Origin of the sequence: Streptomyces sp. NPDC056835 (assembly GCF_042789485.1) — a bacterium.
In the GTDB taxonomy this organism is placed as follows: Bacteria; Actinomycetota; Actinomycetes; order Streptomycetales; family Streptomycetaceae; genus Streptomyces.
In genome coordinates this window covers 161,312-177,796 of record NZ_JBHUBB010000018.1, presented here as the reverse complement: position 1 = coordinate 177,796, position 16,485 = coordinate 161,312, and the positions used below count along the sequence as shown (strand labels likewise).

10 protein-coding genes and 1 pseudogene are annotated in these 16,485 nt (G+C 66.8%); 3 read left to right on the top strand and 8 right to left on the bottom strand.

All coding sequences use genetic code 11. The features are described 5' to 3' along the window. Positions 1–264 precede the first annotated feature (264 nt). On the bottom strand, positions 265–639 hold the full coding sequence (locus ACFRMN_RS22015; protein ID WP_383022103.1) for a hypothetical protein: 375 nt from the start codon (positions 637–639) through the stop codon (positions 265–267). A 166-nt stretch (positions 640–805) separates the two neighbouring features. Continuing rightward, the gene (locus ACFRMN_RS22010; RefSeq protein WP_383022101.1) at positions 806–982 is read right to left on the bottom strand and encodes a hypothetical protein; all 177 of its coding nucleotides are present in this window, start codon (positions 980–982) and stop codon (positions 806–808) included. A gap of 384 nt (positions 983–1,366) precedes the next feature. On the opposite strand from ACFRMN_RS22010, the gene ACFRMN_RS22005 reads away from it, so the two are divergent. The 3 genes from ACFRMN_RS22005 to ACFRMN_RS21995 all read left to right on the top strand — a co-directional run bounded on the left by ACFRMN_RS22005 (position 1,367) and on the right by ACFRMN_RS21995 (position 5,012). After that, positions 1,367–2,581, top strand: coding sequence for an N-acetylmuramoyl-L-alanine amidase (locus ACFRMN_RS22005; protein WP_383022099.1), 1,215 nt, complete (start codon positions 1,367–1,369; stop codon positions 2,579–2,581). A gap of 785 nt (positions 2,582–3,366) precedes the next feature. After that, on the top strand, positions 3,367–4,047 hold the full coding sequence (locus tag ACFRMN_RS22000) for a DUF4232 domain-containing protein (protein ID WP_383022097.1): 681 nt from the start codon (positions 3,367–3,369) through the stop codon (positions 4,045–4,047). Positions 4,048–4,160: 113 nt separating this feature from the next. After that, positions 4,161–5,012: a maleylpyruvate isomerase family mycothiol-dependent enzyme gene (locus ACFRMN_RS21995; RefSeq protein ID WP_383022096.1), complete on the top strand. Its 852-nt coding sequence runs from the start codon at positions 4,161–4,163 to the stop codon at positions 5,010–5,012. A 53-nt stretch (positions 5,013–5,065) separates the two neighbouring features. Here the strand turns inward: ACFRMN_RS21995 and ACFRMN_RS21990 are convergent. The 6 genes and pseudogenes from ACFRMN_RS21990 to ACFRMN_RS21965 all read right to left on the bottom strand — a co-directional run. Further along, a pseudogene (locus tag ACFRMN_RS21990) lies at positions 5,066–5,750 on the bottom strand (IS256 family transposase); the annotation flags it as partial. A 23-nt stretch (positions 5,751–5,773) separates the two neighbouring features. Further along, entirely contained in the window at positions 5,774–6,631 is an 858-nt protein-coding gene (locus ACFRMN_RS21985) for a hypothetical protein (RefSeq protein WP_383022094.1), read from the bottom strand. Beyond that, positions 6,631–8,199, bottom strand: coding sequence for an AAA family ATPase (locus ACFRMN_RS21980; RefSeq protein WP_383022093.1), 1,569 nt, complete (start codon positions 8,197–8,199; stop codon positions 6,631–6,633). Before ACFRMN_RS21980 ends, ACFRMN_RS21985 begins: the two co-directional genes overlap by 1 nt. 236 nt (positions 8,200–8,435) lie before the next feature. After that, positions 8,436–10,481, bottom strand: a complete 2,046-nt coding sequence (gene gyrB, locus ACFRMN_RS21975) for a DNA topoisomerase (ATP-hydrolyzing) subunit B (protein ID WP_383022091.1) — start codon at positions 10,479–10,481, stop codon at positions 8,436–8,438. Positions 10,482–11,095: 614 nt separating this feature from the next. Further along, positions 11,096–13,777 carry a glycoside hydrolase family 95-like protein gene (locus ACFRMN_RS21970; protein WP_383022090.1) on the bottom strand — a complete coding sequence of 894 codons (2,682 nt, stop codon included), beginning with the start codon at positions 13,775–13,777 and terminating at the stop codon, positions 11,096–11,098. Positions 13,778–13,905: 128 nt separating this feature from the next. Continuing rightward, positions 13,906–16,458 carry a PQQ-dependent sugar dehydrogenase gene (locus tag ACFRMN_RS21965; RefSeq protein ID WP_383022089.1) on the bottom strand — a complete coding sequence of 851 codons (2,553 nt, stop codon included), beginning with the start codon at positions 16,456–16,458 and terminating at the stop codon, positions 13,906–13,908. Between the last annotated feature and the right edge of the window lie 27 nt (positions 16,459–16,485).

Genomic DNA, 16,485 nt, shown 5'->3' with positions numbered 1-16,485 from the left:
GCCGTGGTGCGGCCCGTCCGGCGACGACCTTCGCGATGGGCGCTTGAGAGGTGCCCGACCCGCACGTATTGCCTTTCAGGTCTTTCGAACCCATGTCCGCTTGTATGGCCGTGACAGTCGCTACCTCGGCGGTCCAGAGGGCGACCACTATTCGGAACCAGTCGTGGCACCGCGACGGGGTGGCCGCCGGTCGGCGAACGCCCCTCCAGATGCGGCGAATTGAGCGCCGGAACGAACGATCGGCACAAACGACGGGCCGAGTGCTCAGCTGACGATGATGGGCCCGGCGGTGGCGATGCACTTGGTCTGGTCGGCGGCCACGGCCACGCAGCCGTTGCCCGGGGTGGCCGTGTAGCCGGCCGGAGTGAAGATGATGACGTTGCTGTTCAGACCCCACGCGCCCGGGGGCACATTGACCCTGCCGACGGTCTCGGCGATCGTGCCGGTGATTTTGATCGCACGGGCATCCAGCGCAATGCCCACGACAGCGGCCGCCCCGCACGCCACCATCCGTACCTCATACGGAAGATGACCGAACGTGACAGAGCCGATCTGGTAGAGAAGCGCGACCATGAATCCAGCGGCGGCGATGTGAGCGAGCGCGAGAATCACGACGAAGCGCAGGTTCCTCCGCCGCATGATGTCAGAATCCCCTTGCACGAAGGGGCGGACGAATCCGATGAAGGACTGGCCTCAAGGACTGAACAGTTGGGCGAACCCGGCCACCGCCGCCAGGCTCACCGCCCACAGAACCATCAATGTCATGGTGCCCGGCTTCCCCTACCTCTCAGCGTGCGCGGACGAGTCAGACCGGGTCCGGGCCGAACCATATGGAGCAGGCGAACGGACCGGTCCAGCAGTCGGTGCCCTTGGCACACTCGCCGCAGTAGTACCGGCCGCTGCCACTGACACAGCTCCACGTTCTCCGGTGGTATCCGCTCGGGCAGGTGTAACGGTCCTTGTTGACCGCGTAGCTGCACATGTTGCACCTGGCCAGACCGCAGCAAGGAGAGTTCTGGCAGTCGGCCGCATTGGCCCGATCACCCATGAACAGCGCCGCAAGCCCGGCGACCGAACTTCATCAGGTGGACGAACGAGCGCGGCCTGACTCGGAACGCCGATCTCAGAAAGTTTTGCCTCACCAAGAACTTTCGACGCAGAGCTTGCATCTGACCTCATGATCAACGTGCGCAGCGCCGATGGCCTGCCGGCCGGGGGCACCTCCGCGGAGGAGCTGTGCGCGAGAAGTCCGAAGACAGCTGTACCGAGGCCCACAGCCGTGCGAGCCTGGCGCGACACTGGTCGGTTACCACGTCGCGTCTCCTCGTGCTGCGGCGTGAGGCACGGTTACGACATAGGGAAGTTCATGCAATTTCGTAAGACGATCCCCGCGATCGCCCTCGGTGTGGTGTCACTGACGGCGCCCCTCGCCGCCGCGGGTACCAGCACCGCGGCGGCGGCGATTGAAGCGGCGGCGGCGGAGTCCTCTCAGGTCGAAGACGCCACGCTCACCGACAGCAACGGCAAGCCCTCCGGCGCCCTGTCGGCGAAGGCGGCATCACAGGCCGGGAAGGTGTTCTCCACTGGTGAGATCACCGGGAAGCGCTTCTCGTCGATCGGCCTCAGCTGGAAGAAGGAGTCCGCCGTTGACGACGGGCTGACCGCCGAGACACGGATCCACCGCAACGGGGCCTGGGATTCGTGGCGGGAGGTTCCCCTGGAGCTGGACGAGGGTGTGGCCGAGGAGGCGAAGCGGGCCGGCGCGCCCGCCTTCTACACGGACGACGCGGACGGGGTGGAGGTCCGCTTCACGTCTCCGAGGGGCGGTCTGCCGCAGGACCTGCGGCTGTCGTTCATCGACCCGGCCCAGAGTCCGGCCAGCTCTTCCTCGGACCGTCAGCCGCGGTCCGCGCAGGCCGGACAGCCGGAGGTGAAGCTGCGGAAGGACTGGGGCGCGGACGAGACGCTGGCCGATCCCGGGTACAAGACCCAGCCCTCGATCAAGGCCGCTATCGTCCATCACACCGTGACGGGGAACAACTCCTATACCCAGGACCAGGTGCCGCAGATCATCAACGGCATCTACGTCCAGCACATCAAGGTCCTCGGCTACGGCGACTTCCCCTATCACTTCGTCGTCGACCGTTTCGGTGGCATCTGGGAAGGCCGCAAGGGCTCCATCGAGATGCAGCCCGGCACCGCGATTCCCGGCATACTCGGCGGCCACGCATCTGGCTTCAACACCAACACCTTCGGTGTCGCGATGCTCGGCAACTTCGAGCCGAACAACAGCGAAGGCGGTGAGGACACCGGCCCTGACCCGACGCCGGGCGAAGCCATGGTCAAGAGCCTGGCCGACCTGCTCGCCTGGAAGAGCGGCCAGTACCAGCTGAACCCGGAAGGCTCCACACAGCTCGTCTCGGCCGGCGGAGGCGGCACCAACCCGCACCCGGTGGGCACGGTGCTCGACGTACCGGTCATCTCCAGCCACAGGGACGTGAACATGACGGCCTGCCCGGGCGCCAAGCTCTACGAAATGCTTCCCGACCTGCGCGAGCAGGTAGCCGACCGGCTCGGCTGAGAAGCGTCAGGGGCGCCTGTGTTCCTCCGGAACGCGGGCGCCTCGACCCAATCCCGAGCGTGCGAGAGCCACTCCACTGCCTGCCGGTTGACAGCTTCGGTCAGCAGGGGATCCGCAGTGGCACACGCCCCCGCATCGCCGAAGCACACCGCCCGACACGGCCCTCGCGACAGAGCTCCGCGAGGACACCTGGCCCAGCTGAGGCCGGCCCCGCCGGGCACGCGACGGGGAGTCCGCACTCGCCGCGCTTCGCGGCGCCTTCGAGGCCGCCGTCGCGAACAGAGCCCGGTCGCCGGACTCGCGGGCCCGGACCTCTCCCGGATGCTCGACGAGAACCCGACGCTCTCCGCGTGCCTACGGGGCCCGCACGACCAGTGGGCAGAGACCCACGCGGAGGCTATGGCGCCGGTTGGGGTCAAGATCCGCCGAGTTACGGGTCTGTCCCAGCGAGCGACGGCCACGAGAAGGTACGCAGCGGCCGCCGGAACCGCCGTCCGGGACCATCGGCGGCACGCCCCGGAGCCGTGCGGCGCACCCGTGTGCGGGCCCCGTTTCCTGGGCCGGGCGGTGGCAGGGGAGGGTCACCGCAGAGGAGCGGGAGGGACGGGTGCGGGCAGGGGTGTACCCGGTGGCGGTTGCGTGTTGTGCCTGGCTGTACGTGTAACAGCGATGTATTAGGGGGCGGTTGGGTGCAACGGTCTGCCGGGCCGGGCGGGTCCTGGTGATCAGAAACGCTCGCTCGTACCGAGCAGCCGGCACCCCCGACCGATACTGAGGAAGAATCGATGCGCGTTCACAAGCTGACCTTCGCCACCCTGGCCGTTGTCGCGAGTCTCGCGCTAACGGCCTGCAACGAAGAGGACCTCACGGGACAGAGCAACCCTTCGGCCGCGTCCACCGCGTCTCCCTCGGCCGGCGGTTCGGATCAGGGCAGTGGGACGGACTCCACCGGGGAGGACTCCACCGGGAAGAGCTCCACCGGGAAGAGCTCCGGCGAGCGGGGCACGGTCGCCGGGACCGGCTCCAACGAGAACGGCACGGTCGACAAGTGCCGCACCGACGATCTGGATATCACGGCGGCGGACAGCACCATCGGCGGCGACACCGAGGGCACCGTCGCGGTGGAGCTGAAGAACGGCGGCGGCCGGGACTGCGTGCTGTCCGCGTACGCGGGCGTCGACCTGAAGACCAGCTCAGGGACGCTGTCCGCGGAGCGCACTGGTCAGGGGGCGGACGAATCCATCCTCAAGGACGGGGAGTCGACGTTCTTCGGCATCAACTACCCGATCAACGAGTCGGGAGGCTCCGGCGTCCGCGTCACGGCGCTTGTGGTGACACCGCCGGACGAGACGAAGTCGTTCTCGCTTGAGTGGCCGGGCTCCGCGACGCTGCCCGCCTCGGACGGGTCGGGCTCCCCGGTGAAGGTCGGTCCGATCGGTAGCGCCGGTCAGGGCGGCCAGAGCTGACCCCCACGGCCCAGGATTTGACCGGTTGGTCGTGTGCCCCCCCCGCCGGGGGGACTCCACGCGAAGACGGTATTCGCTGGCAGGCTGGGCCCGCAGACTGCCAGGCTCCGCATATGAGTCCCCAGACCAACGGCGTGTCCGACGCGTCCTGGCTAGGCACACCGATCGACGCCCGCCCTCTGTTCGGGCCGGAGATGGCCTCCCTCCTGGACCTGCTGCGCGCGCTGCGACCTGCTGAATGGAACGAGCCGGCGGTCCCGGGCTGGAGCGTGAAGGACCTCGCCGCACACGTCCTCGGTGACTACTGCGGCCGCCTCGGCTGGAGCACAGAGGGATTTCGGCCTGCCTTCGCACCCGGCGAGACCCTGGAAGCGTTCATCCATCGTGTCAACCAGGACTGGGTCGACCTCCACACCGGCCACAGCCCGGCCGAGCTCATCGAAGCCCTGGAACTGGCAGGTGCCCAGGTCAACCGCCAATTCGAGGCCGCCGACCTTGGTACCGCGGGACTGGGAGTGTCCTGGGCAGGGGCAGACCCGGCACCTACATGGCTGGACATCGCACGGGAGTTCACCGAGTACTGGACGCACCGCCAGCAGATCCGCCATGCCACCGGCCGCGGCACGGATTCGGAGCCTCGGGCTCTCGCCACGGTCCTGGACACCTTCATGCGGGCCCTGCCTCACACGATGCACGGCACCTCCGCAACCGTCGGAGCCCAGGTCCGGATGGCCATCATTGGTCCAGCTGGCGGCATCTGGACCGTGACGGCGACCGAGGGCCGATGGTCACTGGCCGCGGCACCCAACGGGCGGCCGGTCGCATCAGTGACGCTGGACGCGGAGACGGCCTGGCTCTTGTGCACCCGCGGCATCGAGCCCAGTACAGCCCTGACACGCGCCAACATCCGGGGGGAACGTCAGCTTGCCGGAGCTGTCTGCCAGATCGTGTCCATCGTCTACTGAGCGTCTTCTCCCAATTCTGTGCTGGCTTCGTCGCTGGTGGGGCCACACCGTGGTTACGCAGCCCGTACTTCAGCGCGCTCGACGAGGACGTCGTTCTCGAACCGGGCACCGGCACGGACCAGCGCGACCAGTTGGGCGCCGGTGATCGCGCGCCAGCGGGCCCGAGCTGATTCGACGAGCTTGAATACCATCGCGAGGGCCGCCGCTGGGCTGCCCGCACCACGGGTGACCTTGGTGCGGGGCTTGACGGCGGAGAACGTCGACTCGATCGGGTTCGTGGTCCGCAGGCGGATCCAGTGCTCGGCCGGGAAGTCGTAGAGAGCCAGCAGTTCCTCCGCATCGTCGGTGATCTTTGCGACGGCCTTGGGCCACTTGGCGCCGTTGGTCTTCTCGAACGCCGTGATCGCCTTCTCGGGGTGCGCGCGGTCCTCGGCGTTGTAGATCTCCTGCATCGCCTTCGTCGCGCCCGGCTGCGCGGACTTCGGTAGGGCGTTCGCCACAGTTCGGGCCTTGTGGACCCGGCACCTTTGATGCCGGGCGGCGGGGAACACCTCCCGAAGTGCCTTCCCACAGGCCCATCGCGCCGTCGCCGACCAACAGCTCGGGGTCGCGCATGGCGCGTCGGCGGCAGTCGCGCAGCAAGTCGGCCCACGACTCGGCCGACTTCCGCAGCCCCTCGGCGAGCGCAATCAGCTCCTTGGTGCCGTCCGCACGCACCCCGAGCAGAACCAGCAAGCACGAGTGCGCCCGAGCCTCCGTGCCTACGGAGGCGGGACGAAGGACCCTTCACAGAAAGCGTCGTCCGCGGCCCAGGCGCGGTAGGCCACGCCTGTCCAGTTGTTGAGGTCGTCGCGCAGGTGGCTTGTGGCGAGGCCTTCCAGGTGGGTCCGGAGATCGATTGAGCTGGTGGGGCTTAGATGCTGGGTGAACAAATACCGCATGCCATTAAGGGTCTGGTTGGCCTTGCTGCTGTAGCGCTTGCCCAAGCCGAGGAAATCGAATTGATATTGGACGCGGTCGGCGAACACCCGGTCCCAGTGTGGTGGCGCGGCGGCGAAGTATCTGAGCCGTCCGCCGCTTCCGGGGGTGACTTCCGCGTGAAGCCAGCTCGCTGTGTCAGTATGTTCGAAGTACGGATGGAGAAGCACCTTGTTGGCTTCTCTTGAGGTCTGGTTGCTCTTGGTGTGATTGCAAATTCCGCAAACCGGCACGAGATTTTGCGGAGCGACACACAGGGCTGGGTAGTCCGCCTTGGGCATGACATGGTCGAGTTGGCTGACGTCGCTGTGTCGACAGAGCGGGCACAGCTCGTCCTCGGGAGCGGCCATGAGCGTGTCGTAGATTATGCGGCCGGGGCCTTTGGTCATGCCGCTTACATAGGCGATATCTGTCACCGTCTTATCGGCTATGTTCTCGATCTTGAAGTCCGCCGGGTCCAGGTTGTGGAGGTTGCGGGATTCGGCAGCAGCCCGGAGGGCGTCCGCCGCCGCTCGGGCAATGCCGACGGCTTCTCGGAGCCTGGTGCCGAGATTCCCATTGTTTTCGGTGTCGCGGGACAGGCTGGTACAGGTCTCCCAACTGTCCCCGGCGCTGTGCGAGGGCGGGTCCAGAGGCCACATCAGTCGTCCTCGCGCTCGTTGTCCGCGAGCAGGATGCGGACCAGGCTCTTGGCCTCGTCACCGAGCTGCTGGTCGAAGTGGCCGAGCACCTCGTCGTAGGTGGCGAACTTCGCAACGGCGTTCTCGATTTCGGAGTAGAAGCCTGACTGCATCACTTCGAGACCGAAGATTTCGTGGGTCAGGACGCCCACGTTCTCGCCGTAGGTCTCGATCCGAGGACGTCGCGCACGGCTGTGATTGCCGTTCCGGCTGAGCTTGAGCACGCAGGAGCGGGGAACCTCCTGGAGGACGACAGGCGAATGAGTCGCGATCAGCGCGACACCATTGCGGTTGGTGAGAAGGTGCGACAGCGTCTGGATGAAAGAGGCGAGCAAAGGCGGGTGCAGGTGGGCTTCTGGCTCGTCGATGAGTACGAGGGATTGCTCCGCAACGTGCCCGACGAGTTTGGTGATGGTCAGCAGTACGATGGCGTGGCCCGAGCTCAGCTCGTCGAAGGCTTGAACGAGAACCTGACCCAGTCGTCGTCGCAAGTCGTTTTCTCCGCCATGGGCCACAACGCGTTGAGCGAGGGCGTGGATGGGGAGGTCAGCGAAGTGCGGATCCCGGCTCAGCAGGGCCAGGCATTGGAACCACAAGATGTTCTGTGGAGACGCAAGCACCTCCATGAGGGAAGACATGAACTCTATTGCCAGGAACCGGTCCGTGCTGCTGCCGAGTTCGTCACCGGCCTTGCGGAGGCCGACGTGAACGTGGCTGGCTGCCGCCTGGCCGGAGCCGTCCGCGGAGCCGGCCAGCCGGTCGAACGGGCTGAATGTCACAGACACGACGTTCACGAAGCCGTGGTCGTCTGCGGGGTTGGCCGTGGGGATGATGGCGACCGACCCAGCGGTGCCCGGCTGATCCGGGTGTACTACGGCCTGCGCAATGCTACGCAGCAGCCTGGTCTTGCCCACGCCGTTGCGCCCGACGAGCACGTGGATGTTGCTCGGCGGGTTGGAGTCCGGGCGGACCCTGAACTCCAGCGCTTCCGTCTCGGGGCCCGGGGTGAAGTCGAACTGGTACGGCGTCAGGCGGGGGCCGCCCCATGCGATGCGGTGGAACTGGCCCCGGATGGTCTGTTCCTCGACGCTGCGCAGCAAGGAGACGGTGGTAACCGGGTAGGTGAGGGCGGTGTCGAGTTGTTCTCCGTGCCAGTGGGGAATCTTCTCGGGTCGGGATGTGAACGCGAGGTCGTGCAGGAGTCCCAGGACGCCGAGAGCGAGGGGACCTTGTTTTCTGAGGTTGTCGTAATACACGTCACTTTGGCCGAGGGAGAACCATCGCCCGTCGCCCACCTGCAAGAGGGAGCTGAAGGTCCCCGCGGGTAGAGGGTGATCACCGGGTTCCTGATCGGCGTGTGCGATCTTGACGCGTCCGATCTCGATCGGCCTGGCGTCGTTGGCGGGGCGGAACCAAAGGTCGTAGGTGGTTCTGTACCCGAAATCGTCCCAGCTGTCAGGGACGACGATGGCGCCTTGAGGGCCGTCGTTGTATGGAAAGGTTCGGTCGGACTGAACTACGAGCCACACGGGGTTCCTCTGGGCAGGCGGGCGCTGGCACTCGAACGATGAACCCTACCCAGACGCGAGACAGCGCTGGTCCCGAAAGCCGTAGGATCCTACGGCTCATCCGCCGGGCGTGGAGTAGAGCCTCGTCGACGGCGTTGTCGATAATCTCCCCCAGGCAACGCATCAGACCGCGGCTGTCGCTGGAGCCGATGTACATGCCGGGGCGCTTGCGAGTGGGCGGCCAGGAGCCGGCGCGATCAGATGTCGAGGAAGCGCACGTCCTTGGCGTTGCGCTGGATGAAGGAGCGCCGGGCCTCGACGTCCTCGCCCATCAGGACGGAGAAGAGGGCGTCGGCAACGGCCGCGTCATCAAGGGTGACCTGGCCCAGGACACGGTGCTCCTGGTCCATGGTCGTGACGCGCAGCTCCTCGGCGTTCATCTCGCCCAGGCCCTTGAACCGCTGGATGGAGTCGTCCCTGACCCGGCGGCCGTCCTGCCGGCCCCGTTCCAGCAGGACGTCTCGTTCACGGTCGGAGTAGGCGTACGCCACGTGGTCCCGGCTCCACTTGATCTTGTAGAGCGGCGGGCGGGAGAGGTAGACATGTCCGTGGTCGATCAGCGGCCGCATGAAGCGGAACAGGAAGGTCAGCAGCAGGGTGTTGATGTGCTGGCCGTCGACGTCGGCGTCCGCCATCAGAATGATCTTGTGGTACCGGAGCTTCTCGATGTGGAAGTCCTCGTGCACGCCCGTGCCGAACGCGGAGATCATCGACTGGACCTCCTGGTTGTGCAGGATCTTGTCGATACGGGCCTTCTCGACGTTGAGGATCTTGCCGCGGATGGGGAGGATCGCCTGATACCGCGGGTTGCGGCCGGACTTGGCCGAGCCGCCGGCGGAGTCGCCCTCGACGATGAAGATCTCGCTCTTCGCCGGATCGTTGGACTGGCAGTCGGACAGCTTGCCCGGCAGGGCCGCTGACTCCAGCAGGCCCTTGCGGCGGGTCAGGTCCCGTGCCTTGCGGGCCGCCAGCCGGGCGGTGGTCGCCTGGATCGCCTTGCGGACGATGTCGGCCGCCTCGTTGGGGTTGCTGTCGAACCAGTCCGTCAGGTGTTCGTGCACGACCTTCTGCACGAACGTCCTGGCCTCGGTGTTGCCCAGCTTGGACTTGGTCTGGCCCTCGAACTGCGGCTCACTCAGCTTGACCGCGATGATCGCGGTCAGACCCTCGCGGATGTCCTCACCGGTGAGGTTGCCGTCCTTGTCCCGCAGCAGTTTCTTCTCGCGCGCGTACCGGTTGGCGACCGTGGTCAGCGCCGTGCGGAAGCCCTCCTCGTGGGTGCCGCCCTCGTGGGTGTGGATGGTGTTGGCGTAGGAGTAGACGCTGTCGGCGAATTGGCTGTTCCACTGCAGCGCGACCTCCACCGACAGCAGCCGCTCGGTGTCCTCGGCGGCGATGGAGACGACGGAGGGGTGGACCGGCTCACCCTTGCGGGTATTGAGGTAGGCGACGAAGTCGGTGATGCCGCCGTCGTAGCGGTGGGAGACCGTCTTCGCCGCCTGCTCCCCGGCGGTGTCCGGACCCGCTTCGTCGGCCGCGGCCGTCGCGCGGGCGGAGGCACGCTCATCGGTGAGGGTCAGGGTCAGTCCCCGGTTGAGGAAGGCCATCTCCTGAAACCGCCGGGCCAGCGTCTCGAAGGAGTACACGGTGGTCTCGAAGATGCCGCCGTCCGCCCAGAACGTCAGGGACGTGCCCGTCTTCGAGGTGGCCTCGTGGCGGGCCGGCGGCGCGGTCGGCGCCCCGTCCTTGTACTCCTGGGTCCACCGGTAGCCGTCGGTCCAGATCTCGGCCGACAGCCTGGTCGAGAGCGCGTTGACCACCGACAGGCCCACACCGTGCAGACCGCCGGAGACGGCGTACCCGCTGCCCCCGAACTTGCCGCCCGCGTGCAGCACCGTCAGCACCACCTCGACGGCCGGCCTCTTCTCCACCGGATGCATCCCCACCGGGATGCCGCGCCCGTTGTCGACCACCCGTACGCCGCCGTCGGCCAGGATCGTCACATCGATCCGGTCGGCCACCCCGGCCAGCGCCTCGTCGACGGAGTTGTCCACGATCTCCTGCACCAGATGGTGCAGACCCCGTTCTCCTGTGGAGCCGATGTACATCCCGGGCCGCTTGCGGACGGCGTCGAGCCCGTCCAGGACGGTGATCGCGTTGGCGTCATACGCAGCGGACCCGGCATGGCCGTTCTGCTCGGCGCCGGAACTTTCGGGGGCGGCGTGAGCGCCGGAAGTAGTCACAATGCTCTCTTTTCGGGCACGGCAAACCGTGCTCCCGCACGCCACGGTGCGGAAGCGGTCGGATCGCTGGACGGAAAACGCGTCGCGGGCAAGCCAAAGAGGACCCTCAAGGCCCGCGGATCCCGGCACCGGGAAGGCGACGAGACGGTTTCCAGAATACCCAAGGCCCCATGCGGGCCTAGGGTGAGAAGCGCCCTGGGTGTCCATCCAGTCGCCCAGGAGTCTTTCGATCGATCCCCCCTGCCTGGCAAGCGGGAAAGTCCTGGAGGGTGGCACGCAGGGGCTTTCCGGGTGCTTTGGTGTGCCGGGCCGCAGGGGCTTTTTCGAGCGTGACGCTCGGCAGTCGCAGGCCGGCCTCCCGGGGGCAGGCGGCGGCCCGCCGTCCGCGGTGGTCAACGCCCCGGCCCCGCCCCCGAGACGACGGATCGGGTCCGGGGGCGTGCCCGGACTCGCGGTCGTCGTGCGGCGCGTGGACCGACCCGACCCCGTTGCCGGATCCCGTGCGCCCGGCGACCCATCACCCAAGGTCGCCGGGCATTCCCCCCTCATGGTGTGGCCCCGCGCGGCGTCCTCCGCGCGGGGCCACGGTCATGGGGGGTTCGTCAGGATGGGGGTCAGGGAGTGATACGCAACGCGTCCACCATCCCCACGGAGGTACTGCGGTTCACGATCCTGATCGTGTGCGAGCCACGAGCGAGCCCCTGCTTCTGCCACACGACCTGCTGGACCTGTCTCGCGCCGTCGGCCCTGAGATTCACCGTGGCCTGGAAGACGTTGTCGAGATAGACGTCGACCGTCCCCATATCGCCGTTGCGTTCGGACAGATACTGGATCCCGGTGCCGGTGAAGGTGTACGACGCGACCGCGTCCACCGTGGTGCTGTGGTGGGTGTCGTCGTTGAAGTCGCCGTAACCGCGGCTGTTCGTGAGATGCCAGTTGCTGTCGTACGTCAGCGCGGTGTTGTTCACCATCGGGTCGGCGGTCGCGTTCGACCCCAGCGTGGAACTGGTGCCGGCCAGGGACTTCATGCCCTGGTTCGCGGTGCCGGTGAGCTGCGTCTGACTGTAGGAGCTGAGCGGTTTGGCGGTCCGCTCGACGACGTACACCTGGTTCGCCCCGGTGTTGAAGGTGATCTCGGCGCCGCTGGACGTCGTCACGATGGCGTTGTCGGAGGTCCTGCGGACCCTGACCTCCTGGGTCCCCCACGGATTGACGACGCGGGCCGCGTTGCCGAACTGGCTCTTCAGCCCGACGTACTTGACCTCGCCGGCCTCCCTCTCCGAACTGACCATGAATCCGCCCTTGGCCAGCAGGCTGAATTTGCCGACGAAGGTGGAATCGGTGGGCACGGCGGGAAAGACCCGGATCTTGTCGTTGTACGACTGGAGCAGCGACTCGTTCGTCGCGGCCAGATGCACGCCGAGATATTCGAAGACGCCGTTGGTGTTGCTGGTCATGCCGTTCGGGTAGTTCTGGTACTTCTGCAGCATGGTCTTCAGACCCTGGAGCGTCTGATTTCCGAGCCCGAGTCTGGCGGCCTGGATCGCGTCGTTGGCCCATACGTTTCCGTACGGGAACGGCCTGACGTTCCAGGTGTTGATCGCCTTCTGCTGGTCGGGATAGCCGATACCGGTGAGGTCGTACGGCCAGATCAGTTCGGCCGCGACATTCTCGTTGTTACGCGTCTGCGCGATCGGGGGCGTATGCGGCAGATAGGTGTTCGCGTTGGTGTCGGAGGGATATGCGATCAGGTTGTCCAGGATGTTCTGCCACTGCGGTCGCAGTGAGGCGTCCAGGCCCAGCTGGTTGCTCGCCTTGATGGCGAGCGGGAACAGGGTGCGTACGGCCGCCAGGTCGGTGATCGCGTTCGGCACGTTCCAGTACGTCTCGTGCGCGTGGGACGTGGCCACGTAGTACTTGCCGGTCGAGCTGTTGAACGACAGCTTCGCCTGGTAGAACTTGGCGACCTCGCGCATGAACGGATAGGCCGTGTTCCGCAGGTAGTCGGTGTCGTTCGTATACGTGTACTGGAGGTACATGTTGTACGCGGCCTCGGTGCCGGTCGACCATATGTTGTTGGTGAAGTCGCTGTTGACCGTACCGCGCGCGTTGCCGTCCCAGCCCATCGTCTCCGGCACCCAGATGCCGTCCACGTTGTACCGGGTCCTGGTGTACGCCTTCAGCGCGTCGAAATTGCGGCTGTAGAGGTTGTTGAACCCGGTCATGAGATCGGCGTGATTGGAGGCCAGGAACGAGTTGTAGATGTCCCGTTGATTCCAGTACCAGTACGAGTTGCTCCATTTCGTGGCGTCCCCGGTGGCCCGGAAGACGCCGTTGATGAAGTGGGCGGGATAGTTTCCGTATCCGGCCGCCGCGATCATGTAGGTGGAGAGGTAGTAGACGTTCTCCATGTAGTCCGCTTCACGGGACCCGTTGGAGTACTGGACGAACGACTTCTGCCAGAACGCGTGCCACCAGTTGAGATAGCTGTTGTTGGTGCTGGTGTATCCGGCGGCCTTGACCTCCGCGAGCGCGCGCTTGGCCTCGGCGACCGAGTTGTGGCTCGGGGCGTTGAGACGGGTGCTCGCGGTGAACCAGATGGTGTAGCTGGAGTCCGGTGTGATCGAGAGCCGCACCGTACGGCCGTCGACGACGCGCGCGGTGTACGCGGCGCCCTCCACGGTCGCGCCGAGGGTGTAGCCGAAGTTCTGCGGGTCCGTCTGGCCGCGGCTGAGTCCGGCGCCGATGGAGTCCGCGTACGTGGACACCGTCCGCCAGGTCTCGATGTTCGGCACATCACCGCTGTTGCCGAGCCCGGCGACGTCCCACAGGCTCAGATCCAGGTTGATCGCGGAGACCCCGGAGCGGGTGTCCTCCACATGGATGCCCATGACCTCCGAGTTGGGCTTGCCCATCACCGTGACGGTGCGGTTGTTGTCGTACTTGGTGGTGAGGGTGCCGTCGTAGAGGGAGAGGCGCTGTTGGAAGGTGGAGTAGCCGCTGTCCATCGCCGGGGTGGTGGACAGGTTGAGCAGCCCGGCGCCGAAGGCGGTCTGCTGCGAGGTGTCCACACCGGACACCTGCATGTGGAAGCCGTTGTTCTGCCAGGCCATCGCGCCGGTACGGCCGTTGCCGACCGTGAGACCGTGCTTGGGCTCGGTGGTCGGCCGGTTGTAGACGATGTCGTGCTTGGACAGGTAATTCGCGTAGTCCACGTTCAGCGCGCCGGTCGAGGAGTTGAAGGCGGCGTCGGTGGGTGAGGCCACGGCCGGTGAGAGGCCCGACAGGCCGCTCACGACGCAGACGAGGACGAGGAGCGCGCCCAGCAGGCGCCCGGCGCGTGTTCTCCCGCGTGTGTTCGTGCGTGTGCTCGTGCGTCTCGTACGTGCGGCCGATCCCGCCGGCCGGTCGGATCTCGCGGTGGTCACTGTGCATCACTCCCACGGGCGGTCATGGAGCCGGGACGGCTGATGCCGGGCCCGGTGAAGGTGTAGCTGTCGAGGTCGAGAATGGCGCCGGAGCCGCCGGTGAAGACCACGAAGAGATCACGCGGCTGCTCCACGGCGTTCGTGACGTCCACGTTCACCTCGGCGTACGTCTCCCAGCCGCCGGTGTTGGGCACGGTCACCCGCGCGACCACCGGGCCGGTGATGGAGTCGTACCGGAAGGTCGCCACGTTCCCCGCCCTGTCGGAGGAGACACGGGCCCTGATGCCGGTGACGCCCTTGAGGCTCACCGGGTGGTACTTGACCCACTCGTTGTTCTGCACGTCGCCCAGACGTTTGCCGCCCTCGGCCCCGGCGGCCGTGATGATCTGGGGGCCGGAGAGCTGCGCGAAGTGCTCCGCCTGCCACTTCTTGGGCCAGAGGCTGAGCTCCTTCTCTCCGGTCAGCGGTACGGTGCCGTCGGCGCCTTTGTCCGTGTAGCTCGCCCGCACCACGTAGAACTGCGTGGCGTCCAGGCCGGAGTGGATCGGTCCGGTGTTGAAGGTCGTGGAGCATCCGGTGCCTTCGGCGACCTCGTGCGCGTGCTCCTGGTGGCCCAGGGCGATTCGTACGATCACCTTCGAGCAGTCGATCGGGCCGGTCGTGCCGTCTTCGGGGTCGGTCGCCGACGCGGTGACGGTGACGTTCTCGTTCCACTCGAACGCGCCGCCCGCCGGTGGCTGCGAGATCGTCAGCGTGGGGCGGTTGTTGCCGACCACGACCGGGATCGTCGCGGTGCCGGTGCGGCCGGTGCCGTCGCTGACCGTGAGTCTCGCCTGGAAGCTGCCGTTCGACGGATAGGTGAAGGACGGGTTGGCGGCGGTGGAATCGGTGCTTCCGTTGTCGGTGAAGTCCCACGCGTAGCTGAGCGGGTTGTTGTCCGGGTCGCTGCTGCCGACGCTGGAGAACGTTACGGCCAGCGGCGCGAGTCCGTTGTCCTTGTTCACGGAGGCCTTGGCGAGGGGCGACCGGCCGCCCTGCGCATAGTTGATCTTGTAGAGACCGGCATCCTCGGCGCCCGAGAAGTAGCCGCTGCCGTATTCGAGGAGATAGAGCGAGCCGTCGGGCCCGAACTCCATGTCGATCGGGTGGACGAACGTCATACCGTCCAGGACCGGCTCGATCGCCGTCGGCGTACCGGTGGACGCGTTGCCGTTGCTGAACCGCACTTCCTTGATCCAGTTACGGCAGTACTCGGAGATCAGCAGCTTGTTGTCGTAGTACTGAGGCCACTTGACGTCGGAGTTGAGATTCGCGTCGTAGTGGTAGACCTCGGTGTGGTTGGGCGAACCGCAGCCGCCGGGGTTGTCGAGCTGCGGCCACTCCTTGCTGCCGCCATGCTGCTCCCACACCAACGACGGTTTGGTGGGCGGCAGTTGCTGGATGCCGGTGTTACGCGGGGAGTTGTTGACCGGGCCGGTGCCGCCGCCGCAGGGGAACCAGCCGCGCGGCCGGTCGGCCGCGAAGTCCCAGTCGTTGTACGCCACGTCGGGGCCGCCGCAGTACGGCCAGCCGTAGTTGCCCGGGCCGGTCGCCCGGTTGAACTCGTCGTACGCCGCCGGGCCGCGCGCGGGGATGGTCGCTCCGGCGTCGGGGCCGACCTCGCCCCAGTACAGGGTGTTGTTCGCCTTCTTGTCGACCCAGACGCGGTACGGGTTGCGCACGCCCATCACATAGACCTCGGGACGGGTGCCCGCGGTGCCCTTGGCGAAGAGGTTGCCGTCCGGGACCGTGTACGTGCCGTTGTCCTCCGGGTGGATGCGGTTGATCTTGCCGCGCAGATCGTTCGCGTTGCCCGAGGTGCGCTGGGCGTCGAACTGCGCGTGCCGCGACGGGCGTTCGTCGATCGGGGCCATGCCCTGCGCGTCGCCGCCGGAGTTGGTGTTGTCGCCGACCGCGAAGTAGAGGTTGCCCGCCGTGTCCCAGGACATGGAGCCGGCCGAGTGGCAGCACATCTCACGTTCGGTCGGCCACTCGATGATCATGTCTTCGCTGGCCGGGGCGATGGTGTTGGTGCTCTGGCTGAAGGTGAACCGGGATATCCGGTTCACCAGCGGGGTGCTCTTGGGCGAGTAGAACAGCATCACCCAGCCGGTGGTGGCGAACTTCGGGTGCAGGGTGATGCCGATCAGCCCGTCCTCGAAGCGGGCGTCCAGGGGGATGGTCAGCGCGACCGTCGTGGACTTGGTGACGGGGTTGTAGAGGCGGACCTGGCCGCCGGCGGCGCTGGTACCGCGGTTGATGTAGAGGACCTTGCCGTCGGGCAGTACGGCGAGCTCGATCGGCTCGCCCATGCCGAGACCGCCGTCGAGCTTGACCTTCTCGAAGCCGCTGGTGGGCGGCGGGGCGACGGCGTTGCGGTCGGTGGTCGTCGCGGAGGTGGCCGCGGGTCTCCCGCCGGCCCCCGGGCCGGCTGCCACGGCACTGGGCGCGAGCAGAAGCGCGGTCAGGGTTAACAGGGCGGTCAGGCAGGCGACAGCGCGCGACAACACGGAACCTCCAGGGGCCGATCGCGGGGT